The organism is Streptosporangium sp. NPDC020145 (genome assembly GCF_040631275.1).
Classification (GTDB): domain Bacteria; phylum Actinomycetota; class Actinomycetes; order Streptosporangiales; family Streptosporangiaceae; genus Streptosporangium.
The window spans coordinates 175,183-199,231 of record NZ_JBEXZT010000003.1 but is presented as its reverse complement, the minus strand read 5'-3'; the positions used below and the strand labels follow the sequence as shown (position 1 = coordinate 199,231).

26 protein-coding genes are annotated in these 24,049 nt (G+C 71.0%); 13 read left to right on the top strand and 13 right to left on the bottom strand.

What is annotated here, in order from left to right; translation table 11 throughout:
- Window positions 1–44: 44 nt before the first annotated feature.
- Together ABZ463_RS06400 and ABZ463_RS06395 are read right to left on the bottom strand one after the other, a co-directional pair.
- Window positions 45–764, bottom strand: coding sequence for a glycosyltransferase family 2 protein (locus ABZ463_RS06400; RefSeq protein ID WP_352010556.1), 720 nt, complete (start codon window positions 762–764; stop codon window positions 45–47).
- A 355-nt stretch (window positions 765–1,119) separates the two neighbouring features.
- The gene (locus tag ABZ463_RS06395) at window positions 1,120–1,404 is read right to left on the bottom strand and encodes a hypothetical protein (protein WP_352010557.1); all 285 of its coding nucleotides are present in this window, start codon (window positions 1,402–1,404) and stop codon (window positions 1,120–1,122) included.
- A gap of 228 nt (window positions 1,405–1,632) precedes the next feature.
- Between ABZ463_RS06395 and ABZ463_RS06390 the strand changes: the two genes are divergently transcribed.
- Genes ABZ463_RS06390 through ABZ463_RS06380 form a run of 3 tightly spaced genes read left to right on the top strand, consistent with a single transcriptional unit; the run spans window position 1,633 to window position 4,454 of the window.
- Window positions 1,633–3,090, top strand: coding sequence for an XRE family transcriptional regulator (locus tag ABZ463_RS06390; RefSeq protein ID WP_362773632.1), 1,458 nt, complete (start codon window positions 1,633–1,635; stop codon window positions 3,088–3,090).
- A complete protein-coding gene (locus ABZ463_RS06385; RefSeq protein ID WP_352010559.1) occupies window positions 3,090–3,995 on the top strand; it encodes an aminoglycoside phosphotransferase family protein in 906 nt (301 codons plus the stop codon). The genes ABZ463_RS06390 and ABZ463_RS06385 overlap by 1 nt, the downstream gene beginning before the upstream one ends.
- A gap of 24 nt (window positions 3,996–4,019) precedes the next feature.
- Window positions 4,020–4,454 (top strand): SRPBCC family protein, encoded by a 435-nt coding sequence (locus ABZ463_RS06380; RefSeq protein WP_352010560.1) that lies wholly within the window; start codon window positions 4,020–4,022, stop codon window positions 4,452–4,454.
- 128 nt (window positions 4,455–4,582) lie between these two features.
- Here the strand turns inward: ABZ463_RS06380 and ABZ463_RS06375 are convergent, their stop codons facing one another.
- A complete protein-coding gene (locus ABZ463_RS06375) occupies window positions 4,583–4,831 on the bottom strand; it encodes a hypothetical protein (RefSeq protein WP_362773628.1) in 249 nt (82 codons plus the stop codon).
- A 450-nt stretch (window positions 4,832–5,281) separates the two neighbouring features.
- On the opposite strand from ABZ463_RS06375, the gene ABZ463_RS06370 reads away from it, so the two are divergent.
- The 3 genes from ABZ463_RS06370 to ABZ463_RS06360 all read left to right on the top strand — a co-directional run bounded on the left by ABZ463_RS06370 (window position 5,282) and on the right by ABZ463_RS06360 (window position 7,902).
- A complete protein-coding gene (locus ABZ463_RS06370; RefSeq protein ID WP_362773625.1) occupies window positions 5,282–6,115 on the top strand; it encodes an SDR family oxidoreductase in 834 nt (277 codons plus the stop codon).
- A gap of 82 nt (window positions 6,116–6,197) precedes the next feature.
- Window positions 6,198–6,677 (top strand): MarR family transcriptional regulator, encoded by a 480-nt coding sequence (locus ABZ463_RS06365; RefSeq protein WP_352010563.1) that lies wholly within the window; start codon window positions 6,198–6,200, stop codon window positions 6,675–6,677.
- A gap of 10 nt (window positions 6,678–6,687) precedes the next feature.
- Window positions 6,688–7,902 (top strand): alpha/beta fold hydrolase, encoded by a 1,215-nt coding sequence (locus tag ABZ463_RS06360; RefSeq protein WP_362773621.1) that lies wholly within the window; start codon window positions 6,688–6,690, stop codon window positions 7,900–7,902.
- Between the two features lie 51 nt (window positions 7,903–7,953).
- On the opposite strand, the gene ABZ463_RS06355 is transcribed toward ABZ463_RS06360, so the two are convergent.
- The gene (locus ABZ463_RS06355) at window positions 7,954–8,928 is read right to left on the bottom strand and encodes an aldo/keto reductase (RefSeq protein WP_362773618.1); all 975 of its coding nucleotides are present in this window, start codon (window positions 8,926–8,928) and stop codon (window positions 7,954–7,956) included.
- Window positions 8,929–9,274: 346 nt separating this feature from the next.
- On the opposite strand from ABZ463_RS06355, the gene ABZ463_RS06350 reads away from it, so the two are divergent.
- Window positions 9,275–9,991, top strand: coding sequence for a DUF998 domain-containing protein (locus tag ABZ463_RS06350; protein ID WP_362773615.1), 717 nt, complete (start codon window positions 9,275–9,277; stop codon window positions 9,989–9,991).
- Between the two features lie 109 nt (window positions 9,992–10,100).
- Window positions 10,101–11,543: a WGR domain-containing protein gene (locus tag ABZ463_RS06345; RefSeq protein ID WP_352010567.1), complete on the top strand. Its 1,443-nt coding sequence runs from the start codon at window positions 10,101–10,103 to the stop codon at window positions 11,541–11,543.
- A gap of 124 nt (window positions 11,544–11,667) precedes the next feature.
- On the opposite strand, the gene ABZ463_RS06340 is transcribed toward ABZ463_RS06345, so the two are convergent.
- Both ABZ463_RS06340 and ABZ463_RS06335 read right to left on the bottom strand, forming a co-directional pair.
- The gene (locus tag ABZ463_RS06340; RefSeq protein ID WP_362773611.1) at window positions 11,668–14,004 is read right to left on the bottom strand and encodes a Tex family protein; all 2,337 of its coding nucleotides are present in this window, start codon (window positions 14,002–14,004) and stop codon (window positions 11,668–11,670) included.
- 86 nt (window positions 14,005–14,090) lie between these two features.
- Window positions 14,091–15,809 carry a sialidase family protein gene (locus ABZ463_RS06335; protein WP_352010569.1) on the bottom strand — a complete coding sequence of 573 codons (1,719 nt, stop codon included), beginning with the start codon at window positions 15,807–15,809 and terminating at the stop codon, window positions 14,091–14,093.
- A 155-nt stretch (window positions 15,810–15,964) separates the two neighbouring features.
- On the opposite strand from ABZ463_RS06335, the gene ABZ463_RS06330 reads away from it, so the two are divergent.
- Window positions 15,965–17,578: a beta-N-acetylhexosaminidase gene (locus ABZ463_RS06330; RefSeq protein ID WP_362773608.1), complete on the top strand. Its 1,614-nt coding sequence runs from the start codon at window positions 15,965–15,967 to the stop codon at window positions 17,576–17,578.
- Window positions 17,579–17,625: 47 nt separating this feature from the next.
- Here ABZ463_RS06330 and ABZ463_RS06325 read toward each other — a convergent pair whose 3' ends face one another.
- Window positions 17,626–18,102, bottom strand: coding sequence for a GNAT family N-acetyltransferase (locus tag ABZ463_RS06325; protein WP_352010571.1), 477 nt, complete (start codon window positions 18,100–18,102; stop codon window positions 17,626–17,628).
- Window positions 18,103–18,217: 115 nt separating this feature from the next.
- On the opposite strand from ABZ463_RS06325, the gene ABZ463_RS06320 reads away from it, so the two are divergent.
- Window positions 18,218–18,436, top strand: coding sequence for an EF-hand domain-containing protein (locus tag ABZ463_RS06320; RefSeq protein WP_362773604.1), 219 nt, complete (start codon window positions 18,218–18,220; stop codon window positions 18,434–18,436).
- A gap of 185 nt (window positions 18,437–18,621) precedes the next feature.
- Entirely contained in the window at window positions 18,622–19,023 is a 402-nt protein-coding gene (locus ABZ463_RS06315; protein WP_362773601.1) for an ATP-binding protein, read from the top strand.
- 35 nt (window positions 19,024–19,058) lie between these two features.
- Here ABZ463_RS06315 and ABZ463_RS06310 read toward each other — a convergent pair whose 3' ends face one another.
- From ABZ463_RS06310 to ABZ463_RS06295, 4 genes are all read right to left on the bottom strand, one after another.
- On the bottom strand, window positions 19,059–19,328 hold the full coding sequence (locus ABZ463_RS06310; protein ID WP_352010574.1) for a hypothetical protein: 270 nt from the start codon (window positions 19,326–19,328) through the stop codon (window positions 19,059–19,061).
- 116 nt (window positions 19,329–19,444) lie between these two features.
- Entirely contained in the window at window positions 19,445–19,813 is a 369-nt protein-coding gene (locus tag ABZ463_RS06305) for an STAS domain-containing protein (RefSeq protein WP_352010575.1), read from the bottom strand.
- Between the two features lie 128 nt (window positions 19,814–19,941).
- Window positions 19,942–20,781, bottom strand: coding sequence for a hypothetical protein (locus ABZ463_RS06300; protein ID WP_362773596.1), 840 nt, complete (start codon window positions 20,779–20,781; stop codon window positions 19,942–19,944).
- A gap of 130 nt (window positions 20,782–20,911) precedes the next feature.
- Entirely contained in the window at window positions 20,912–21,214 is a 303-nt protein-coding gene (locus tag ABZ463_RS06295) for an isoamylase early set domain-containing protein (protein WP_352010577.1), read from the bottom strand.
- A 310-nt stretch (window positions 21,215–21,524) separates the two neighbouring features.
- Here ABZ463_RS06295 and ABZ463_RS06290 point away from each other — a divergent pair, with 310 nt between their 5' ends.
- A complete protein-coding gene (locus ABZ463_RS06290; RefSeq protein ID WP_362773592.1) occupies window positions 21,525–22,154 on the top strand; it encodes a uridine kinase in 630 nt (209 codons plus the stop codon).
- A 62-nt stretch (window positions 22,155–22,216) separates the two neighbouring features.
- On the opposite strand, the gene ABZ463_RS06285 is transcribed toward ABZ463_RS06290, so the two are convergent.
- Both ABZ463_RS06285 and ABZ463_RS06280 read right to left on the bottom strand, forming a co-directional pair.
- Window positions 22,217–22,519 carry a hypothetical protein gene (locus ABZ463_RS06285; RefSeq protein ID WP_352010579.1) on the bottom strand — a complete coding sequence of 101 codons (303 nt, stop codon included), beginning with the start codon at window positions 22,517–22,519 and terminating at the stop codon, window positions 22,217–22,219.
- A gap of 91 nt (window positions 22,520–22,610) precedes the next feature.
- Window positions 22,611–22,823 carry a hypothetical protein gene (locus ABZ463_RS06280; protein WP_352010580.1) on the bottom strand — a complete coding sequence of 71 codons (213 nt, stop codon included), beginning with the start codon at window positions 22,821–22,823 and terminating at the stop codon, window positions 22,611–22,613.
- Window positions 22,824–22,939: 116 nt separating this feature from the next.
- Here ABZ463_RS06280 and ABZ463_RS06275 point away from each other — a divergent pair, with 116 nt between their 5' ends.
- Window positions 22,940–23,845 (top strand): hypothetical protein, encoded by a 906-nt coding sequence (locus tag ABZ463_RS06275; protein WP_362773588.1) that lies wholly within the window; start codon window positions 22,940–22,942, stop codon window positions 23,843–23,845.
- Window positions 23,846–24,049: the final 204 nt, after the last annotated feature.

The window sequence follows — 24,049 nt, the reverse complement described above, 5'->3', positions numbered from 1 at the left end:
ATCGACTGTCCAGTCTGTCTAGACGCACATATTAGCCGCCCGGGTCAGACGGAGGCGTGCTCGCGCCGGGGAGAGGCGGTGCGGCGGCGCTCGCGCAGGATGGTCCTGAGCACGCGCAGGCCGTCCCGTACGGCGTGCAGGTTGCTGACGCCGTGGATGCGGCTGCGCTCGTGGCTGGGCACCTCGCGGATCACGAGCCCGGCCTTGGCGGCGCGCACGTTCATCAGCGTCTCGATCTCGAAGCCGTCGCAGTCGAGGTTCAGGACCTCCAGATGACGCGCCCAGAAGGCGTTGTAGCCGTAACACAGGTCGGTGTAGCGGGTGCCGTAGAGACGGTTGGTGATCATCGTGAGGACGCGGTTGCCCAGGGAGCGGGTCCGGCTGATGTCGTCGGAGCCGCCGCCGGGGATGTAGCGGGAGCCCTTGGCGAAGTCGGCGCCCTCGGTCAGGGCGGTCACGAAGGCGACGATCTCCCGCCCGTCCGTCGAACCATCGGCGTCGATCATGACGATGATGTCGCCCTTCGCGGCGGCGAACCCCTCGGTGAGGGCGTTGCCCTTGCCCCTGCCGGTCTGCGTCACGACACGCAGCCCCGGACGGAGCCTCTCGGCGACGGCGACCGTGTCGTCGGTCGAGTTGCCGTCGACCAGTATGACCTCGTCCACCCACTCCGGCAGCGTCGCGAAGACGTGCGGCAGGTTGGCGGCCTCGTTCATGGCGGGAACCACCACGCTGACACTGACGGTGAAGAGAACGCTGCTCATGGCCGCAAGGATGGCCCGGGACCCCTGCAAAGTACTTGAAGTTACCTTGAAAGGGGGACTCAAAAAAGGAGAAATTTCCCTTGAAAGGGGCTCCTAAGGGGAGAGAGGCGACGCGCTCCGCGGCCGTGACCCGTCGCTGCGGCGCGGGGCGGCCGCCGGAGGGCGGCGGTCAGAAGGGGATGTATGGCACTGAAAGGGGTCAAAAAGGGAGGGCTCTGCCCGAGGGAGTGCGCAGGTCGAGCGGAACCGGCTCACGTGGGGGCCGGGGGCGCTGGATGAGGTGGATCCTTTTCACGTTCCCGCTCCTTTCTGGGCTTGATCATCGGGTGTTACCCATGTGGAGCCCAAGAATCACCTATCGACGTATCACATGGAGCACACTGGCCACACGCTCCGCAGCCGTCGCGACGTCCTCGGCCTGACCGATACGCCCCGCCCACGAGAGCCAGAACCACCATTCGCCGTCCTCGTCGTGGGAGGCGAGGACGTCCTCCGTCATGGTGGGGGCCATCGGGTTGACCACGTGGAGGCGGGGATAAGGTCCGTGGGACGACCTCAGGTGCACCTGGAAGGAATGGGCCTCCAGCTGGGAGGCGAGCCGGCGCAGATGGTCGACGGCCTCGCCGCGCTTTGCCGTCATGTGGATCACTCCTGGCGGACGGTGTTGGCTTTAATGTGCAGAGTGCGGTTCGGGGGCATGTGAGGCAATCGGCCTTCGGGCCGGATCGGCGCCGGATCAGTGGAATACCTGGGAAAGTTGTCGCCGTTCCGTGCGTAAACCGCGAATAAAGGGAAAGCAATGCATGAGCATGCTTACGCTGTGCTTCGCTCTCGTTAATCTTGTGTAAACAGCGACGGGGAGGGCGCCGTGGCCCGAGGTGAACATTCTCCCGCGTGTGCGCGCCGCTGGCGTGAGCAGGCCGGTTCCGAGCAGTGGACGCCCTGGCAGACGGCGCAGGCCATCCACGGTTGCTGCGGGGTCAGCCTCCTGAAGGCCCACCGGCTGGCCAGGGGGTGGTCGGCCAGGCAGGCCGTACAGGAACTTGAGGAGATGTGCCTGCGCCAGGACCTGGGGGAGGCCCGGGCCAACATCGACCTCCTCAACGCCTGGGAGAACAAGCGCGCCCGTCCCCGCCCGCAGACCATCGACCTGCTGGCGCGGCTCTACCGGGCCAACGCCGTACGGCTCGGCCTGGCGGGTGACTACTGCGACGACGAGAGCGAGGCCAGGGTCGTCGTGCTCTCCGGGGGTGAGGGGCGCCGGCCGTACCGGGCCGAGGAACGGCGCGAGGGCGACGGCGCGGCTGACGGCAGGAACGACATGGAACGGCGGGCGCTGTTCCACCACGCGCTGCTCGGCTCCCGCTTCGTGATGAACGGGCGGCTGCTGGCCGAGGTCGAACGGACCCGCCAGGAGCTCGACCGCACCCTCGCCCGCGCCACCGTCACCGAGGACCAGCTCGACGCGCTCGACGAGCAGGTGCTCCGCTACCGCCGCGAGTACATCACCAGTGCCCCGCTGCCGATGCTCTACCGGCTGATGCTCGAACTGTGCGACGTGCGCGCGCTCGTCACCGCCCGCCAGCCCGCGATGGCCCAGCGCCGCCTGCTGAGCGCGACCGTGATGCTGGCGTTGCTCTCCGCGGACGCGCTGATGAAGCTCGGCGACACCCGCCAGGCCCACGCCTGGTACGGCACGGCGCGCACCGCCTCCGACGACATGGGCGACCTGCGGCTGCGAGCCCTGGTCAGGGCGCAGCAGGCGATGCTGCCCTACTACTACGGGGACCTCGCCGAGACCGTACGGCTCGCCAGGGAGGCCAGGACACTTGCGGGGAACGCGCCCAGCTCTCCGGCGGCCCTCGGGGCGGCGGCCGAGGCGCGGGCGCTGGCCAGGCTCGGCGAGCACAAGGCCGCCAGGGCGGCGCTGGCCGAGGCGGAGCGGATCTTCGCCAGGATGCCTCCCGAGGGGCACGACCACCTGGCCTTCCGTTTCTCCGAACGCCGCCTGCAGTTCTACCGGATCGGCACGCTGATCGAGCTGGGGGAGGAGGTCGACTGGACGCCGGGTCCCTCCGGGGCCTACACCATCGACCCGGTGCTGCTCCTGCTCGACCAGGCCGCGCACATGGCCCGCGGGGGCAAGGCCGACGACGCCTGCCACCTGGCGGAGAAGGCCCTGCTCCAGGTGCCGCCGGAGCACCGCACCTCCATCGTGCTCAGCCGCGCCAGGGTGGTGCTGTCGGAGGTGCCGGAGGGCAGGCGCAGAGCCGCGGCGGTGCGCCGCCTGACAGACCTGGTCGTCGATGCCCTGCCGGTGAGCTGATGGGCCCGCTCGCGGAGGGGGCGTTCCGGGTCCTGCGCGAGGTCTGCGAGGATCTCGGGATCGATCACCGGGACGCCGAACTCCTTCGTGTGCGAAGCAACGCCGTCTTCAAGCTGCGCGGCGGGATCGTGGTCAGGATCGCCACCGCGCCGAACGCGCGGACCAGGCTTCCACTGGTGCTCGCGGTCGCCCGCTGGCTCGCCCAGCAGGGCTTTCCCGCGGTGCGTCCCGCCGACGAGATCTCCGAGCAGCCGGTGACCCACGAGGGCGGCGTCGTGACCTTCTGGCACTACGTGCCCGCGAGCGGCCGTCCGACGACCACCGAGCTGGGAGAGATCCTGCGCAGCCTGCACCTGCTGCCGGTGCCCCCGGTGGCGTTGAAGCGCTTCGCCGATCCGCTGGCCGAGCTGCGGGTGACGGTCGACGGGTCGGCGGTGCTCACCCCCTGCCAGCGGGCCTGGCTGCGCGACCGCATCGCCGAGCTCTCCGAGCGCTGGGCGGGGCTGGACATGGACGGCTCGCCGGTGCTGCTGCACGGGGACGCCTGGATCGACAACCTGCTGCGCTGCACGGACGGTCACGTGGTGCTGTGCGACTGGGACGGCGTCGCGGTCGGACCCCGTGAGTGGGACCTGGTGCACACCTACCACGGTCAGCGCCGGTTCGGGCTGAGCGCGGCCGAGGTGGACGCCTTCGCCGACGCCTACGGCAGTGACCTGCGCTCCTGGCCGGGCTACTCGACGCTCATGGAGATCCGGGACATGTACGCCGTGGGCATCCACATCCGCAACGCCGGGGCCGACCCGTTCTCCCGCAGCGAGCTGCCCCGCAGGCTCGACTCCCTCACCCGAGGTGAGCAACACACCCGGTGGTACATGTCGGAACCGGCTACTGTCTCCCCCTAAAGATCATGATTTGGGGGACATGTCATGCCGAAAGTCACGCTGCACAACACCTTCCATGTGCGTAACACCCCGGCGGCGCTTCGGGCGCACCTGAGCCAGCCGCAGAGCTACGTGGGGCTCTCGCCGCTGGTGGTCGCGGTCAGGGACGTCAGCACGGTGGACGGGGAGACGCGCTACGTCTCGGTCGAGCGGCTCAGGCTGCTCGGTCTCGTCAGGTACGAGAGCCTGGTGAAGGTGACGCTCAGGAGCACTCCGGAGACCGTCGAGGGGGAGGCCGCGGGTCCCGGCGGGGTCAAACTCGGCTACCGGTTCACCCTGCGGGACCGGGACGGCGGGACCGAGGTCGAGGACAGGCTCGTGGTGCAGGCCTGGAACCGTACGCTGCTGGGTCGTGCGGTGCGGAGGGCACGCGAGGCGCAGCTCGCGCGTGCCGGGGTCCTCGTCTCACGCCTGGGCTGAGCCGGTCTCCGGGATCCTCATCGGGCCCTCATAGGGCCCTATGAGAGCCTTCGTGGAGTCGTGGGCCCTCATGGGTCTCCATGGGGTCCTCGCGGGGTCTTCCGTGGGGGCGGAGCCGGGGCGCGGGATCAGTGCGTTCCGCGCCTGCCCAGGCCCGAGGGCTTCAGGGTGTTCGTCCATGAGATGCCCGGCTCGACCTCGCCGGGATCCACCGGTTCTCCCATGCCGGAGCCGGGCCCGGTGGCGGGGGTGGCGGTGGAGACAGGGGCGGAGGCGGTGGGGCCGGCGGCGAGGGCGGGCAGGGGCGCGAGCGCCGCGAGGGCGACTCCCAGGGCGGTGACGGACAGGGCGCGGGCGGGTCTGTTCCCAGGGCGCATCATCACTCCATGAAAAATAGTCCGAAGGTGGAAAAACGCCGCGACATGCTTCCGGGCGCGAGTTCAATACTCCCCTGGTGCTCTTCTTGGTAAACGACACGCAGCCCGTATCAATGTTCGAGTAAAGTGCCACAATTGGCGTGAAAAATAATGATATTTCGTGGCTTTTCGTGGTGATGCTGCCTTTTCTGGGCGGTCCTCTGAGTTCATCGGCCATGACCCTCGCGCCCACCGGTGTGACACCGCGGCCCGGAAGGATCGGGACGTCCCCGGGGGAGGGCGGGCTCGGGAAGGCCGGAGTTGACAGCGGTATACGGCCACCCGTCAAGTGACTCGGGTGAGCGATCTAATGTCTTATGGGGCATGCCGCCGGGGATTTGTCGCTTTCCGCTGAGTCGTCCGAGGGCATGCCTGCCCGGTGGCCGTGAGGGGCGCCAGTACCTTTCAAGCATGACCACCATCGCTGTCACAGGAGTAACCGGCAGGCTCGGCGGGCGTGTCGCCGCCAGGCTCGCCGCCGCGGGGACCAGTCAGAGGCTCGTCGTCCGCGATCCCGCCCGCGCGCCCCGGCTGGACGGGGCCCAGGTCGCGCGGGCGGACTTCGCCGACGGGGAGGCCGCGCGCCAGGCCCTCGACGGGATCGAGACCCTGCTCATGGTCTCGGCCTCCGAGGCCCCCGACCGCGTCGCCCAGCACCGGGCCTTCGTGGACGCCGCGGTCGCCGCGGGCGTCGGCCACCTGGTGTACGTCTCCTTCTACGGGGCCGCCCCCGACGCCACGTTCACCCTCGCCCGCGACCACTGGGCGACCGAGGAGCACATCCGGGCCACGGGGGTGCCGTTCACGTTCCTGCGGGACAACATGTACGCCGACCTGCTGCCACTGATGGCCGGTCAGGACGGTGTGCTGCGCGGTCCCGCGGAGGACGGGCGGGTGTCGGTCGTGGCCCTCGACGACATCGCCGACGCCGCCGTCGCGGTCCTGGGCTCACCCGGCGAACACGCGGGCGCGACGTACGACCTGACCGGCCCCGAGGCGATCACCCTTGAGGAGGCCGCCGCGATCATCACCGAGGTCACCGGGCGTCCCGTCACCTACCACCGGGAGACCGTCGAGGAGGCCTACCGCTCCAGGGAGCACTACGGCGCCCCCGACTGGGAGGTCGACGCGTGGGTCTCGACCTACACGGCCATCGCCAAGGGTGAGCTGGCCGGGATCGGCGACGCCGTACCGCGACTGACGGGGCATCCGGCGACCCCGCTGGCCACCGCACTGGCCCGCTGAGTCCCGTGGTTCCCTCGGGAGGGGGTTCGCCCCCTCCCGAAATAGATAAGCAACTTATATAAGTCGGTGATACAGTCCTGCCGTGTCGCCGCACGAGTCATCGGACGGCCTCGACGTCGAGGCCCTCGCCCTCGCCGTGGAGAGGTTCACGGGAGTCTTCATCCGCCTCGCCTCCGTCGAGCGGATGAGCTTCACCACGCTGGGGGTGCTGCACACCCTGGCCGGCAGAGGGCCGTTGCGCCTGTCGGAGCTGAAGGAGAGCGAACAGGTCACCCAACCGGCGATCACCCAGCTCGTCACCCGTCTCGAACGCGACGGCCTGGTCAGGCGGCGGCCCGACCCGACCGACGGCCGGGCCGTGCTCGTGCACATCACCCCCGCGGGCGCCGAGATCGTCCACAGCCGCCGCGAGAACCGGATCGCCAGGCTCGCCGAACTGGCCCGGCACCTGGACGCCGGGCAGCGACGGGCGATCGCCGAGGCGCTGCCCGCGCTGTCGGAGATGTCCGCCCTCGCCGTACGGCCGCCGGACGAACCGCCGCCCGCCGCCGGTGACCGGTGAAAGGAACCGTATGATTCCCCTCGAACCGACCCCGATCCACGTGCCCGACCAGGTCCTGGACGACCTGAGGGTACGGCTGAGCCTGACCCGCCCACCGCTGGAGGAGGACGGCGACTGGTCCTACGGCGTCCCCCGCGGCTACCTGAACGAGCTGGTCACCTACTGGCGCGAGGAGTACGACTGGCGGGAGGCCGAGGCCGCGATCAACGCCTACGAGCACTACCGGGTGACCGTGGACGGCACCCCGGTGCACTTCATGTACAAGGCGGGGGCAGGACCCCGGCCGGTTCCGCTGATCCTCACCCACGGCTGGCCGTGGACGTTCTGGCACTGGTCGAAGGTCGTCGACCGGCTCGCCGACCCCGCGGCCTTCGGCGGCGACCCGGAGGACGCCTTCGACGTCATCGTGCCCTCCCTGCCCGGGTTCGGGTTCTCCGGTCCGCTCCCAGGAAGCCACGACGTCAACTTCTGGAAGGTCGCCGACCTGTGGCACAGCCTCATGACCGGCGTCCTCGGCCACTCCAGATACGCCGCAGGCGGGTGCGACATCGGCGCCCTGGTCTGCGGTCAGCTCGGCCACAAGTACGCCGCCGAGCTGTACGGCATCCACATCGGCTCCGGCCAGAAGCTCACCCTCTTCAACGGTGACCGGGCCTGGGACCTCGCCCAGGGCGCGCCCATCCCCGAAGGGGCGCCCGACTCCGTCCGCGAGCGGATCCTCGCCCTCGACCGGCGCTTCGCGGTGCACCTGGCCGTGCACATGCTGGACTCAGGCACCCTCGCCCACGCGCTGAGCGACTCACCCGCGGGCCTGCTGGCCTGGCTCCTGGAACGCTGGACGGCCTGGAGCGACAACGGCGGCGACGTCGAGACCGTCTTCGACCGGGACGACCTGATCACGCACACGATGATCTACTGGGTCAACAACGCGATCGGCGCCTCGATGCGCTACTACGCCAACGCCAACCGGCACCCCTGGGCGCCCTCCCACGACCGAGAACCCGTCGTCGAGGCCCCGACCGGCATCACCTTCGTCGGCTTCGAGAACCCGCCCGGCGTCACCACCGACCGGCGGGTGCGCTCCTTCCTCGACGGCGACCGGGCGGGCTGGTACAACCACGTCAACCTCACCGTCCACGACCGGGGCGGCCACTTCATCCCCTGGGAGATCCCCGGCGCCTGGGTCGACGACCTGCGCCGCACCTTCCGCGACCGCAGGCCCTGAGGCCCTGGGGCCCGTGCCCGGCACGGGCCCGGGACCGTGCGACGGTACGGCTCAGCCCTCGATCAGTGCCATGCTCGGGTAACGATCACCCTTGACGCTGTCCGGGGGCACGGCCGCGTCGAGCGCGGCGAGCTGGTCGGCGGTCAGGGTGACGTCAACCGACGCCGCGTTCTCCTCCAGATAACGCAGCCGCTTGGTGCCGGGGATGGGGATGACGTCCTCACCCCGGCCCAGCAGCCACGCCAGGGAGAGCTGGGCCGGAGTGCAACCGGCCTCCTCGGCGATCTTGTGGACCTCGGCGGCGAGCTCCTCGTTGCGCGAGCCGTTCTCCCCGGCGAAGCGGGGAAGATGCCTGCGGAAGTCGTCGTCGGGAAGCCGGTCGCCCGTGCCGAGGCCGCCGAGCAGTCCCCTGCTGATCGGAGAGTAGGCGACGAGCGCGACGCCGAGCTCCCTGGCCGCGGGCAGGATCTCCGTCTCAAGACCCCGGGTGAACAGCGAGTACTCACTCTGCAGCGCGGCGATCGGGTGCGTGGCGTGGGCCCTCCTCAGGGTGTCCGCGCTCACCTCCGACAGGCCGATCCGGCCGACCTTGCCCTGCGCGACCAGCTCGGCCATCGCCCCGACGGTGTCCTCGATCGGCACCTGCGGGTCACGACGGTGCAGGTAGTACAGGTCGATGTGGTCCACGCCGAGCCTCCTGAGCGAGGCCTCGGCCGCCTGCCTGACGTAGGCGGGGCTGCCGTCGACCCCGCGCTCCTTGCCCTCCCTTCTGACGACGCCGAACTTGGTGGCCAGCACCACCTCGTCCCTGCGGCCCCTGATCGCCCGGCCGACCAGTTCCTCGTTGTGGCCCCTGCCGTACATGTCGGCGGTGTCGAGGAAGTCGATCCCCAAATCGAGCGCGCGACGGATGACCGCGACCGACTCGGACTCGTCGGCCTGACCGTAGAATTCCGACATCCCCATGCAGCCGAGTCCGATGGCCGAGACCTCCGGGCCGTTCTGACCAAGACGACGCCTGTTCATGTGAACTCCTGTGCCCTGTAGAAGTCGATCAAGTGATCGAGGCCCCTGTGTTCGGGGCGGCCCCGGTGTCCCACGATGTCTCTTCGAGCGCGCTCAAGGTCAAGTCCCGGGTGGCCCCGGCCCCACCCTGAGGAGGGCTACCCTGATGAGGTCTGCCCTACCCTGGGTGGTCTTCTCCCAGTTCAGCGCCCTGGGGTGACGAACGGCCCCCTGAAGGTAACCCCACCCCGCCCCGGGGTTCCTCCGGGAAGGCTCAGGGATCACTGGGGACCGTCTCCGGTACTGCGGAACGAGGCCGCTCGCCAAGGTTGAACCCATGGCACGTCAGGCTTTTGCGGGATCGAAGATGCTTGTGGGCGGTTACGTGGCGATCGGCGCCGGGACCGTGACGATGACGGGACTCCACCTGGTCACCGGGCTCGACCCGGTGCACACGGTGATCAGTGAATACGCCTTCCAGACCGACGGCTGGCTGTTGCCCGTCTCCCTGGGCCTCTTCGCCGCGGCCGCGACCACGTTCGGCGTCCTGCTCGCCCGGCGCGGTGAGGACCGGGGGGCCGCGACGCTGATCGCCGTCTGGGGGCTGTGCATGCTGCTGATCGGCGCCTTCCCCACGGACAAGCCCGGTGTGCCGCTGTCGATGTCCGGTGGCATCCACAGGTACGCGGCGTTCGTGGCCTTCCTGGCGATGCCGCTGGCGGGCCTGATCCTGGCCAGGAGGTACGCGAGCAGCCCGTACTCCCGCCCGGTCCGGCTGTTGAGCCTGGCCTCCCTGGGCGTGCTGGTCCTGGTGGTCGCCCCCTACGTCGTACGGATGCTCGGCATCGACCTGACCAACGACGACATCCCGGCCGGGGTGACCCAGCGGCTGGTCGTGCTCTTCGAGGTCGGGGTGCTCGTGATGCTCGGCCCGGTGCTGCGGGCCTGCCACAGCCGGGAGCGGGCCACCGCCAGGGACGCGGTCAGGGCCACCGTCCAGGCCACGGTCCCGGCCTCTCCGGCGGGCGTGGCCGTACGGGGTGGCAGGGGGCAGGGCGCGCCCGCTTCCATGGTGCTTCGATAGGCGGTTCTTGAGTGGGTGACCTGCGGTTCAGCGGAAAACATCTGTTTTGTCGCCCATCTGCCGTACGCTCCCGGAAAATCGATCGACCGAATCGACCGAGAGGTGTGGCATGGCGGCGCGGAGCACGTACCTGGAGCTGTCCGAGGACGGCGGAGGCTCCCACAAGTTCTACGAGGTCGTGCACGACGGGCTGCAGGTGACCATCAGCTACGGCCGCATCGGCGACTCGGGCCAGACCAAGATCTCCTCGTTCACGACCGAGGAGAAGGCCGCGGCCGCGGCCGCCAAGAAGATCGCGGAGAAGGTCAGGAAGGGCTACGCCCCGGCCGTGCGCGGGGTGCGGCAGCGCCGCTCGGTCACCCGGCGCAGCGTGGAGAGCGTCCGCTCGACCGCCTCCCAGGCCCCGGTGCTGTGGCGCTTCGCCAGCGGAGCCGCGGCCTTCGGCATCTTCGTCGACTCGGAGCGCTGCTGGGTCGGCAACCAGAACGGCGACGTCTACACCGTCACCCACGGCGGCACCGTCACCGGCCGTTTCCGGCTGCCCGACGGGGTGAAGTGCATCGTCGCCGACGACTTCTGGATCTATGCGGGCGCCGACGACGGCAAGGTCTACGACCTCAGCGGGAAGGTGCCCAGGGTCGCCTACGAGATCGCCGACGACGTCGACATCTACTGGCTGGACATCCACGACGGCGTGCTCGGCGTGTCGGACAGGGCGGGCCGGATCACCACGATCGACCACGAGGACGAGTTCCAGTGGGCACGCAAGGGGCGGGGCGAGTACGCCTGGATGGTCCGCTGCGACGACGACGCCGTCTACCACGGTCACTCCACCGGCGTGGCACGCTACGACGCCGCCGACGGCAAGCCGGTCTGGGAGACCGGTGTCGCGGGCGCGGTGCTGTTCGGCTGGCAGGAGGCCGACTCGGTCTACGCGGGCACCGGCCGGGGCGCCGTGCACAGGCTCGCCAAGTCGGACGGCAGGACCGAGGCGGTCTACCGCTGTGACGCCACCGTCTTCTCCTGCGCGACCGCCCCCGGCGGCCGGTACGTCTTCGCCGGCGACAACCACTCCTCGATCTACTGCTTCGACCAGAGCGGCGAGCGCCTGTGGAAGCTGGGTACGGGCTGCGGCTCGGCCTTCTCCATGCAGTACCTCGACGACCGCCTCTACATCGTGACCACCGACGGCACCCTGGCCTGCATCGACGCCACCGAGGAGGCGATCAGGGCGGCCCAGGCGGGCACCGTCCCCCAGGCGGTCGACGTCAAGGCCGCCGCGAGCCTGGCCGCGGTCGAGCCGGTCGCGACGCTGGAGACCGTGGTGTTCGACGCCGTCACGGACGCCGCGGGCGGCGTGGTCGTCGAGTGCTTCAGGGAGGGCGACCGGCTGCGGGTGCGGGTCGTCAGCGAGGGCTACGACCCGCGCTGGAACGTGCAGTTCCCCAAGGAGGTGCGCGAGGCGGGTGCCCGCTACCTCGTCGAGGGCGTCCGCCAGTCGGCGCGGGGCGGCTTCTACCGTGCCTACGGCGACATCAGGCGCCTGCTCTGACCTCACCGCCCGCGGGCCCGGCCGGGAGACACAGCGGGCCCGCGGGAATCAAACAGCCGCGGACTCGGCGGGAAGGACACAGCGGGCCCGGCGAAAGAGCCGCCGGGCCCGCGTCGCCGTACGGCTAACGCCCTGAGTCGGAGCCGCCGAGACCGGCCCGGCGCAGGGCGTCGGCCATCGCGCCGCCCGGCGCGCTCCGCCGGTCGCCGCCGCGCTCCTGCCGCTGTCGGCCGCCGCCGTTCTCCCTGCCGCCACGCTGACGGTCGCCACCCTGCCCCCTGGGGGCGCCGCCCTTCGCGGGCCCCTGGGCGGGCTCGTCCTCAAGGCGGAGGGTGAGCGAGATGCGCTTGCGCGGGATGTCGACGTCGAGCACCTTCACCCTGACGATGTCACCGGGCTTGACCACCTCGCGCGGGTCCTTGACGAAGTTGCGCGACAGCGCGGAGACGTGCACCAGGCCGTCCTGGTGCACGCCGACGTCGACGAACGCCCCGAAGGCCGCCACGTTGGTGACGACGCCCTCCAGCAGCATGCCGGGCTTGAGGTCCGACAGCTTCTCCACGCCCTCCTTGAACGTCGCGGTCTTGAAGGCCGGACGCGGGTCACGGCCCGGCTTCTCAAGCTCGGACAGGATGTCGCTGACGGTCGGCAGACCGAAGGTCTCGTCAACGAAGTCCTGCGGCCGCAGCGAACGCAGCACGGTGCCGTTGCCGATCAGCCGGGTGATGTCGCCACCGGTCGCCGACAGGATGCGCCGTACGACCGGGTAGGCCTCCGGGTGCACGCTTGAGGCGTCGAGCGGGTCGTCGCCACCGGGGATGCGCAGGAAGCCCGCGCACTGCTCGAAGGCCTTGGGGCCGAGCCTGGCGACGTCCTTGAGCGCCTTGCGGGAACGGAAGGGGCCGTTGGCGTCGCGGTGCTGGACGATGTTGTCCGCCAGCGTCGAGCCGATGCCGGAGACCCGGGTCAGCAGCGGGGCCGAGGCGGTGTTGACGTCGACGCCGACCGCGTTCACGCAGTCTTCGACCACCGCGTCGAGCGAGCGGGACAGCTTGGTCTCCGCGAGGTCGTGCTGGTACTGCCCGACGCCGATCGACTTGGGGTCGATCTTGACCAGCTCGGCCAGCGGGTCCTGCAGGCGGCGCGCGATCGAGACGGCGCCGCGCAGCGAGACGTCCAGCCCGGGAAGCTCCTGGGAGGCGAAGGCGGAGGCCGAGTAGACCGAGGCCCCGGCCTCGGAGACCACGATCTTGGTGAGTCCCGGGACCAGCTTGACCAGCTCGCCGGCGAGCTTGTCGGTCTCCCGCGAGGCGGTGCCGTTGCCGATGGCGACCAGCTCGACGTCGTGCCGCTTGGCCAGTGCGGCCAGCGTGGCCAGCGACTCGTCCCAGCGCCTGCGCGGCTCGTGGGGGTAGATCGTGTCGGTGTCCAGCACCTTGCCGGTCGCGTCGACGACCGCGACCTTGACGCCGGTGCGCAGCCCCGGGTCCAGGCCCATGGTGGCGCGGCTGCCCGCGGGGGCGGCCAGCAGCAGGTCACGCAGGTTGGCGGCGAAGACGCGCACCGCCTCGTCCTCGGCCGCCTGCCACAGGCGCATCCGCAGGTCGATGCCCAGGTGCACGAGGATGCGGGTGCGCCAGGCCCAGCGGACGGTGTCGGCAAGCCACTTGTCGGCGGGCCTGCCCTGGTCGGAGACGCCGAAGCGGTGCGCGACGCGCCCCTCGTAGGTGCCGGTCGGCTCGGGCTCGGGCTCAAGGGTGAGGGTGAGCACCTCCTCCTTCTCGCCCCGGAACATCGCCAGGATGCGGTGGGAGGGAAGCTTGGTGAACGGCTCCGCGAAGTCGAAGTAGTCGGAGAACTTCGCGCCGCCCTCCTCCTTGCCCTCGCGGACCGCCGCGACCAGGCGGCCCTTGGACCACATCCGCTCACGCAGCTCGCCGACCAGGTCGGCGTCCTCGCTGAAGCGCTCGACCAGGATCGCCCGCGCCCCGTCGAGCGCGGCGGCGGTGTCGGCGACCCCCTCGCCGACGAACGCGGCGGCGGCCGCCTGCGGATCGACGGACGGGTCGTTCAGCAGGCCGTCGGCGAGCGGTTCGAGCCCGGCCTCCCTGGCGATCTGCGCCTTGGTGCGCCGCTTCGGCTTGTAGGGCAGGTAGATGTCCTCAAGGCGGGCCTTGGAGTCGGCCGCCGCGATCTGCGCCGCCAGGGCGTCGTCGAGCTTGCCCTGGGAGCGGATCGACTCCAGGATCGCGGCACGCCGTTCCTCAAGCTCACGCAGGTAACGCAGACGCTCCTCAAGCGTGCGGAGCTGCGCGTCGTCGAGCGCCCCGGTGACCTCCTTGCGGTAGCGGGCGATGAACGGCACGGTGGCCCCGCCGTCGAGCAGCTCGACCGCCGACTGCACCTGCCGCTCGCGCACCCCCAGCTCTTCGGCGATCCGCTGATGAATAGACGTCGTCACGATCTCTCTTCCCTTGTGATGGCAGCCACCAAGCTACCGCGTGACGGGCGGCGCCGACCTCGGGGAAGGCGGATCGAACGGGACGGTCAGAGCCGGGCGCGATCCCGGCGGAAAGGGGTCAGCCGTGTCCACTCGACGGTCGCCTCGGCGGCGTTCCCGCCGGGCGTCCCGGTCACCCAGTGGGCGAGCTGGGGCCGTTCCCTGCTGTCCTGGACGACCCAGGTGACCCCGGTGTCCGCGCCGTCGCGGAACAGGCGGGCGACCCCGGCGCTGTCCACGTCGACCCGCCACGTCGCGAGCGCTCCCGCGCCGCCGAGGGGGTGGACCCGTTCCCAGACGGCCGAACCCTTGCGCATCGTCCAGACCCCGCCGCGCTGGACGGTCAGCATCAGCCTTCTCGCGCCGTTGGCCACCTTCGCGCCGAGGCAGACGCCGGCGCCGGTGCGCGGGTCGAGCGCGCTGTCGTCGTCGACCCGCCCCCTGAACTCCAGGGTGAAGTCGCACCCCCTGGAGACGTCGAGGGGGCGCCAGGCGTGGGAGGGCACGGGACCGGTGCTCCTGAGACGGATCCGGCCCGCGTCGATCCGCGCCCCGCCGGTGAGCGTCCAGTCGCCGGTCGGCAGGTCGCCGTCCGGGAAGGGGCGGGAGATGTCGAGTCCGGCGACCTTGATGTTGGTCTGGTTGTGCTCCCAGACGACCACGAGGCGGCCGGGTTCGTACTCGTCGGCGCTGGGGTAGACGTCCCACCCCCTGGCCGCCCCCCTGGTCAGCCTGGGGCCGTCGGCGAAGAGCCGTCCGGGCTCCCACGGTTCGCCGGGACGCCTGACCTTGTAGTGCAGGACCTCGCGGTACTGGTCGGGCCTGGCGGCCGAGGGGCCGGTGAACGGCCCGGCGAAGGTGTTGTAGATCGCGAGGTGGCGGCCCTGGGAGTCGCCGCAGAAGAACGTCTTGACGTAGTAGTTGGGCAGTTCGGGGTCCGGTCTCATCGGCGACCACGTCAGCCCGCCGTCCCGGCTGACGGCCGTGGCGCAGTAGGCGGCGTTCGCGCGGTAGTGGGCGTCCCGTTCGGCGGGGGAGGTCCCGCCGGTCAGGTCGAGGGTCCTGGCCACCATCACGATCGCGCCCGGCTCGTCCTGGGACGGAGCGATCTGCGGCTCCTCGACCGCGACGCCCGGCGGGTTCTCCGCCAGGCCGCCGGAGGTCCAGGTGACCAGGTCCGCCGAGCGCAGCACCCCCGCCCTGGTCGTGTTCCCCGCCCGCCGCCAGTACGGCACCAGCCACAGCCCGTCGTGCCTGAGCGGTCTGCCCGCGACGACCACCCCCCTGGCGTTGCCGGGCACGTCGACGACGACGGGGAAGTCGGCCCAGGTCACGCCGCCGTCGAGGCTCCGCTTCGCGGTCATCGTGACGGGGAAGCCGTCGAGGTCGCCGGAGGGGTCGCGGTCCTCGGCGACCGCGATCCGCCCGAGCAGCGCGTACAGCGCGTCCCCGTCCTTCAGGAAGATCACGTAGTGGTAGCGGTGGGCGGCGGTCGCCCCGGCCAGCGTGCCGACCGTCCAGGTCGTCCCGCCGTCGGCCGACCTGGCGTACATGATGGAGCCCTGGTCGGTCGGCGCCGGGTCGCGGGGGTCGCCCACCCCGGCCCGCCAGGCGACCACCAGGCGCCGGGCGTCGAGGGCGACGATGTCGGGGACCCGGTTGCCCTCGTGCGCCAGCTCCCCGTCGGGGGTCCGCTCCGCGACGCCGTACACGATGACGGGGGTGGTGACGTCCGATCCGACGGCTTCGGTGTCCGGCCAGGCCATGGAGCACAGCGAATAGGTGCCGGATGGCCGGGGGGTTGCCGGGAGGTTACGTCCCGGTGGTCATGATGGCTTCCCCTGGGCGCCGTGTCCTGCTTGACGCCGATCGTCCCGTCGGCGAGGGTTGTCAGCCAGAGATCATCCGGTGAGGGGACGCCATGGCACCGACTCCGGCCCGCCTGTGGCGTTCCAGGCCCGCACGTCTCACCGCCGTCGCGGCTCTTGTGCTCGGCGCGGGCGTGGTGGCGCTGACCACGGGTGCCCGTACGGCCCCCGCCCCGATGGGGGAGGTCCTGCCGGTTCCCGTCTCGGTACGGCCCGCGGCGGACGCCTCCTACACGCTGCCGCCGGACGCGGTCGTCCACACCGAGGCGGGCTCCGCCGAGGCGGCGAAGGTGGGCGCCTACCTCGCCGGGCTGCTGCGCCCCTCGACCGGCTACGCCCTGCCGGTCGTCCAGGACGGGGAGGGCAGGGGCGTCTCGCTGCTGCTCACCGGGGCGGACCCGGTCGTCGGTTCCCAGGGGTACCGGCTCGACGTGACCGGCGAGGCCGTGGTCATCCGCGCCAGGACGGGCGCCGGGCTCTTCAACGGGGTGCAGACGCTGCGCCAGCTCCTGCCGCCGAAGGTCGAGAGCCCGACCGCCGTGCCGGGGCCGTGGACGGTACGGGGCGGGCGGATCGTGGACTACCCGCGCTTCCCCTACCGGGGCGCGATGCTGGACGTGGCCCGCCACTTCCTCCCGGTCGAGACGGTCAAGCGGTACATCGACCGGATCGCCCTCTACAAGATCAACCACCTGCACCTGCACCTCTCCGACGACCAGGGCTGGCGCATCGCCGTGGACAGCAGGCCGAGACTGGCCGCGTACGGCGGGCGCACCCAGGTCGGCGGCGGCCCGGGCGGCCACTACACCAAGGCGCAGTACAGGGAGATCGTCGACCACGCGGCGCGGCGGTACGTCACGGTCGTCCCCGAGATCGACCTGCCCGGCCACACCAACGCGGCGCTGGCCTCCTACGCCGAGCTGAACTGCGATGGCAGGGCCAGGCCGCCCTACACCGGGACCGACGTCGGGTTCAGTTCGCTGTGCACCACGAAGGAGGAGGTCCACACCTTCGTCAAGGACGTCCTGGGGGAGGTCGCCGCGCTGACCCCCGGCCCCTACCTGCACATCGGCGGCGACGAGGCACGGGCCACCCCGACCGCCAGGTACGCCGCGTTCATGAACCGGGTCCAGCCGATGGTCGCCGCGACGGGCAAGACGGTCGTGGGCTGGCACCAGATCGGCGAGCCCGGGGTGCGCCACCAGGAGGGACGCGTCCTGCAGTACTGGGGGCGAACCGGCTCCGACCCGCTGGTGGCCGAAGCCGTGGCCCGGGGCGCCCGGGTGGTCATGTCACCGGCGAACCGGGCCTACCTCGACATGAAGTACGACCCGGAGACCGTGCCGGGCCAGAAGTGGGCGGGCTACGTCGAGGTGCGCGACGCCTACGACTGGGACCCGGGCTCCCACCTGGAGGGCGTGCCCGCCTCGGCCGTGCTCGGCGTCGAGGCGCCGCTGTGGACCGAGGCGATCTCGACGGAGGAGGAGATCGAGTACATGGCCTTCCCCCGGCTGCCCGCCGTCGCCGAACTCGGCTGGTCGCCCGGGGCCACCCACGACTGGGCGGCCTTCGCGCGCCGCCTCGGCGCGCAGGGGCCCCGGTGGGCGGTCATGGGCATCGACTTCCACCGATCGCCGCAGGTCGGCTGGGATGAACAGGGCGACTGAGCCCGTTCCCTCCGGAAGCCGCCCGGGACGAACAGGGTGGCCGAGCCCTACCGTGCGGCGAGCTCCTCAAGCGCCTGCCCGGTGATCCGGTACGGGATCCACTCCTGCTGGGGCCCGGCGCCGAGCGAGACGTAGAACTCCGCGGCCGGGGTGTTCCAGTCGAGCACCTGCCATTCGAGCCTGCCGTACCCGCGCGCCACGCAGAGGCGGGCCAGTTCGGCCAGCAGCCGCCTGCCGTACCCCCGCCCCCTGGCGGACGGGAGGACGAAGAGGTCCTCAAGGTGGATGCCGTGCCTGCCGAGCCAGGTCGAGTAGGTGACGTACCAGATCGCGAAGCCCACGACCCGTCCCTCGTCGGGGTCCTGCGCGACGTGGCAGAACACCGCGGGCTCGGGGCGGAAGAGGGCCTCGTGCAGCTGCTCGGGCGTGGTCTCGACCTCCCGCAGGGCCTTCTCGTACTCGGCGAGGCCGCGGATCAGGTCGACGATCGCCGGGACGTCCTCCGGCGTTGCGGGACGAATCATGCCCGCAGTCTAGGGTCACGGGCCGGGCGGCCCGGCGTGGCCGTACCGGGGGTGCGTCCCGTAGGTTGTCTGGTCACACACGGGATGTCGGAAACGTCGGGAAAGGCGGGCAACCATGCGGGAAGAGCCGACCGGTGAGCGGTTGACGGAGCTCAGGCGGAGGTTCGACGCCATCGACGCCGACGGGGACGGCTTCGTCACCGAGGAGGAGTTCGGCGCTCACTTCCCCGGCCTGCCCGCGGAGGCCCTCGGCTCGCTGAACCGGGACGCGGACGCCGACGGCGACGGGCGGCTGTCCTTCGAGGAGTTCGTCAGGATCGTCGCCGGCGACTGACGGGTGGCCCTTCGAAGATCGCTTTCAGGGGGTCGGGTAGTGTGACGATACCTGGACCACCAACGGATCTCTCGGTGAGGACATGGCCATTCGCCCGGACAGACGGACGGACCTCGACGGGTCCCCCGTCCTCGTCCCGGCCGGTGAGCCGGGGCGGACGGTCCGCGCCGCGGGGGACGACCCCCGTGGCTGAGACGACCCGTGGCGAGGCGCGCAGGACGTCCTTCCCGATCGGGGATGACCTGTCCGAGATGCGGCGCCGGGCCAGGGAGTTCCTCGCGGCGGCGGCGCTCGGCGAACTGCGGGAGACCAACTTCGTCCTGGCCATCAGCGAGGCCGCGAACAACGTGCTCGACCACGCGGGCACCGAGGGCCTGGTCGTCCTGCGCTGTGACGCCGAGCGGGTCGTCGCGGAGATCATCGACGAGGCGGGACTGCTCACCGACACCGGGGCGGGACGTGTCCAGCCGCCGATCGGCTCCCGCAGGGGCTACGGGCTGTGGCTGATGCGGGAGATGTGCGACTCGGTGGAGATCCTCACCGAGCGTGGCGCCTCGACGGTACGGCTGACCATGCTGCGTTCCTGAAGGTTCCTGAAGGTTCCTGAAGGCCACCGGGAGGGTCAGTCGCGGGAGAGCGGGTCGCGTCGTTCGCTGATCAGCGTCGCGCACCTGCGCACCCGGGCCTCGTTGAACGTGCGGGCCCCCGGGATCTGCAGCAGGCTCGCGCGCAGCGTCTCGTAGACCTCCTCGACGGGGTGCCCCTCGTGTGAGGCGCCGACCCGGCGGATCACCTGGGAGGCCCGGACGTCGAAGCCCGCCTCACGCGCGGCGGCGCCGGGTACCACGTCGCGCAGCGCGGCGTTGTCCATCGTGATGCGGACACGACGCATCCCTGGCTCCCCTGTGGGCTCGGCCTACCTGGCCCGATCACCCTAGGAAGCCGTGCGGGGCCCGCGACGTCGTCGTTGCCGTGTCACGGCCCTTTCGTCGACGGGTCTTTACCCGTTCAGCGGGGGGTGGGGACGCTCTCCCCGAACACCCTCATCTGGGACTCCTGCACGTCCCGGTCGATGGGGAACGCGTCGGCCAGCCTGGTCAGTTCGAGCATCCGGCCGAGCACCCCGTGCACGCCCGCCAGACGCAGCCAGCCGTTGAGCTCGTAGGCCCGCCGCAGCGTCGTGAGCAGGGTCCAGACGCCGCTTGAGTCACAGAAGCCGAGTCTCGTCGTGTCGATGATGACGCGCGACTGTCTCCGCGTCAGCACCTCGGTGAGCGTCTCCTCAAGCCGTGGGGCCGATGTTTTGTCGAGATCGCCGTCGAGCGAGACCACGGAGAACCGTGGATGGTCGTTCACGGTGACGGAAAGCCGTGTCATGATGCCCCGCTGTCTACCTCAGCCTGAGACAGCGCCCTTATGGGAGCCGTGCGAAGACGGAAACCACTCCAACCACCGTACGCCCATGGCTGAGGACAGTTCAACGGGCGGGCAGGAACGGCGGACGGTCAGCGGACGGCCCGTCCCCGGCGGGAACCCGCGTAGGCGGCGAGCCGGGTCGCCTGCAGCCGCTCCGAGGGCCGCAGCGCGGGGTGGCTGTTCAGGACAGGGTCGAATCCCGGCAGATCACCGGCCTGGTCCGGCAGGGGGGTGTGGACGCTCAGCCGTACCAGGGGACGTCTGTCCGCGCCGTCGACGCCGAGGGTGAACTCCAGCGGCCCGTCCGCGACGGCCTCCCCGAGGAGGGCGGGGACGGCGGGCACTCCGGCGGCCGGGCCGTGCCCGACGGCGAGGAAGCGCAGCGGTTCCCCCGCGCGGTCGTAGGCCAGGATCGTCGAGTAGACCCCGGGGACGAAACGGCGCCGGGGCAGGGGCAGCAGGCCGGGCCACAACGCCGAGCACAGCAGCAGGTCGAGGTCGCCCCCCGCCCCGCCCGCCCCGGGCAGCCGTACGGCCAGGCCGAGCACGTCGGGCAGGGGAGCGGGCAGGAGTCCGGCCCTGGACAGGCGGACCAGCGCGGGGTGGTCGCCGGGTCCGTCGAGGGCGGGGACGCCGAACATCGGATGGTCGAGCGGGCGGAGCGTGGCGTGGAAGGTGGCGCCGTCCGCGAAGACCGCGCGTTCGCCGCGCGCGGAGGCGAGCCCTCGCGCGAGGGTCCCGGCGGCGGCCCTGAGGGTGGCCCTGGCAGTGGCCCCGACGTTGGCCCCGACGTTGGCCCCGACGTTGGCCCCGACGGTGGCCCCCACGTTGGCCCCCACGGTGGCCGCCCCGACGGTGGCTCCGGTGACGGTTCCCGCGACGGGCCCGGTGGCGGTGCCGGCCGCCTGGCCGGTGTGGGTCGTCCGCATCCGCTCCCCCTGTCGTCGTGCCCACCGTTACGGATACCCGCCGGTCGGGCGTGAAACAGGCGGGACGTGTGGGGGGAGGCCGTCTCGCCGGAGGTGACCGTGGAGACGGCGAGGTCCCGTCGTACCGTCCCTAGGCGCCGGCGAGCTGTCCGGCGGGGTGGAGGTGGCCTCCCTGCTCGTCGTGGTGGTCGGCGTCCGCGTCGTCGAACCAGACCCCGCCGTCGGCGAGGTAACGGAAGCGGATCGGCTGCTGGGACGGGACGGTGAGGGTCACCTGGTAGGTGCCGTTCTCCTTGCGCTCCATCGGGTGGGCGTAAGGGTCCCAGCCGTTGAAGTCGCCGACCAGTGAGATTCCGCCGACGGCCCGGTCGAACGGCACGGTGAAGGTGAGTCTGACCTTCCCGTTCTTGGTGGGCTTACCACGCTTGATCATCGAGTCTCTCCTGACATCACTGTCTCCGTAGGTAACCGACCGTGATCGGCCAGGCGGCACGGGCCTCGGCCGCGGCCCTCACCTGTGGGCCGCGATCAGGAAGCCGACATCCGGGTCACGACTGGCGGTAACGATCCACATGGATGGTTACCGCCAGTCATCGATCGGCAACATGGGGTGGTGAGTTTTGGCCGGGTTCACGTCCGACCTTGACTGGATCGTGATGCTCCGGTGGTTCGGGTTAACCTGCCGATGCTCGTGGAGACGGTCGGCGGAGTCCACGGTGCGGGCGGTTCGATAAAGATGTCCCGTGGACATCACTCCTATCTCGCCGGCACACCTCGTCGAGGACCTCGCCGACCGGATCGCCGCGGGCCCCCGTGCCTCCTGGGTGCGGGTGGCTCTCGACGGCGCGCCCGCCGCGCGCCCGGAACGGCTGGCCGAGGAACTGGTCGCCCCGCTGCGGTTGCGCGGGCGCGAGGTCATGCGGGTGTCCGCCGGTGACTTCCTGCGTCCGGCGTCGCTGCGCTTCGAGTACGGCAAGACCGACCCCGACGCCTTCTACACCGACTGGCTCGACGTCGGGGCCCTGGGCAGGGAGGTGCTCGGCCCGCTGGAGCCGGGGCGTTCGGGCAGGGTCCTGCCCACGCTGTGGGACGTCAGGACCGACCGGGCGACGCGTGCGCCGTACGTCACCGTGCCGCCGGGCGGGGTGCTGCTGCTGGACGGCGCCCTGCTGCTCGGCAGGGGGCTCGCCTTCGACCTGACCGTGCACCTGTGGCTCTCGCCGGGCGCGCTGGCCAGGCGGACGGAGGAGGGGGCGCGCTGGACGCTGCCCGCCTACGAGCGTTACGAGCGGGAGGTCGGGCCGGTCGGTGCCGCCGACGTCGTCGTCCGGATGGACGACCCCCGGCATCCCGCGCTGGTCGGCCAGAGATGAGACGGCAGAGGTGAGACGGGGGTGGGGGCGGGCGGTGGTCGGCCGCCCGCCCGGCCGGGTCGTCAGACCCCGGTGCGCGAGGGCATCCTGCCCTCGGCGTAGCCCGCCTCGATGAGTTCGTCGCGCGTGCCGTGCGTTTCCCTGGAGGAGATCTCCGGGCCGTGGGTCTCCTCGATGCGCAGGGCGACGCCCAGCGCGAAGAAGGTCGGCGCCCACTGGCCGACGAAGATGCCCCAGCGGTCGGCCCGGTCGATTCCGGCGTGCTCGGCCGAGCGGGACGCCACCCAGGACGCCACCGACAGGCCGATCGACGCGAAACCCGCGGCGTACATGGTGCCGGACTTCACGCCCATCTTGCGAAGCATGTTGATCATTGTTCCCCCCCGATGAGTGTTCGCTGGTATCGGTACCCTTTCGGGTTTTGTGTAACCAAATGTCCCGATCGGGGGGTGTGTTCTAGAGGTCGCCGACCTGTTTGAGCAGGCGCTCCCGCCGTTCCTCAAGCTCGTCCGCGAGGGCCTCCTGCTGGTCGGCCATGGAGATCAGCGCCGACCGGTCCATGGCGTCCGTCGGGCCGAGGTCGCCGACCTGTTCACGCAGCCCGGCGACCTCGGAACGCAGCCTGGCCAGGTCCTCTTCGACCTGGCGGAGTTCATCGTGGATGCTCATCCGCTGTCCATACCCCCATCCGGGGGGGCCGATTCCACGCCCTACTCCACGGGGCGTAGCCGAGGGGCCCTCCCCGGTGGGATTCCCGCACCGGGGAAGCGGACGAGGCTTGGCCCATGCGCCCTCATCAACGGTTCTGGTACGGCGTCGCGGCTCTGCTGCTCGCCGGGAGCGCCTTCCACCTGGCCGTCTACGCCGTGGACGGCGGCGGCTGGGCGGGGCCGGTCTCCTGGCGCAAGCCGATCCTGTTCGGCTTCTCCTTCGGTCTGACGCTGGCATGCCTGGTCTGGGTCACCGGCAGGCTCAGGCCGCCCCTCGCGCGGCCCCGGCTGCTGCTGGGCGCGCTCGGCACGGCCTGCGTGGTCGAGGTGGCGCTGATCGACCTCCAGCGCTGGCGCGGGGTGCCCTCCCATCTGAACTTCGGCACCCCGTTCGACACGGCCGTCTCGGCCGTGCTGGCCGTGACCGCGTTCGCCGGGCTGATCCCGCCGATCGTGGTCATCGCGGTCCGGGCCTTCCGGGGGCTCGACGCCTCGCCGAGCATGAGCCTGGCGATCAGGGCGGGGCTGGCCGTACTGCTGCTCAGTCAGGTCGCGGGCGGGGCGCTGATCGCCAACGGCAGGATCATCGGGCTGCCGCCGGACCGAACCGACCTGTCGATCCTCGGCGCGGCCGGTCAGCTGAAGGTCCCGCACGCGGTCACGCTGCACGCCCTGCAGGTGCTGCCCGCGCTCGCGGCGCTGCTCACCCTGACCTCCTGGGGCGAGCGCGCCAGGACGCGCCTGGTCGCCCTGGCCGTCGCGGGGTACGGCGGGCTCGTCGTGGTGAGCGTGCTCCAGGCCGTCCAGGGGCTCGCGCCGGCCGACCTCACCCCGCTCTCGGGGGCCGTGCTGCTGGCGGCGGTGGCGGCCCTCGGCGTCGCGGCCGCGGCGGCACTGGTACGGCTGGACGCGCACCGGGTCAGGGCGCTGGTCAGGCCGTCGGCGGGGACATTGGTCGGACGAAACGCCCGAAATGCATAGAACGCATGGAATATGCGAGGTTTGCACGACATGCGAGGCGTAGGGGATTAACGAAAAAGACGAACGCTTTCGAACACCACCTTAAGTCTCCATTAGGGAAAGATCCCATGTCATCCAGATATCCAATGTGTGGACAAGGCTGCCAAAGTTGTACTATCCGCGTCTGGAACAGAAGCCGTTGCACCGTCCTCGGGTGACAGGGAG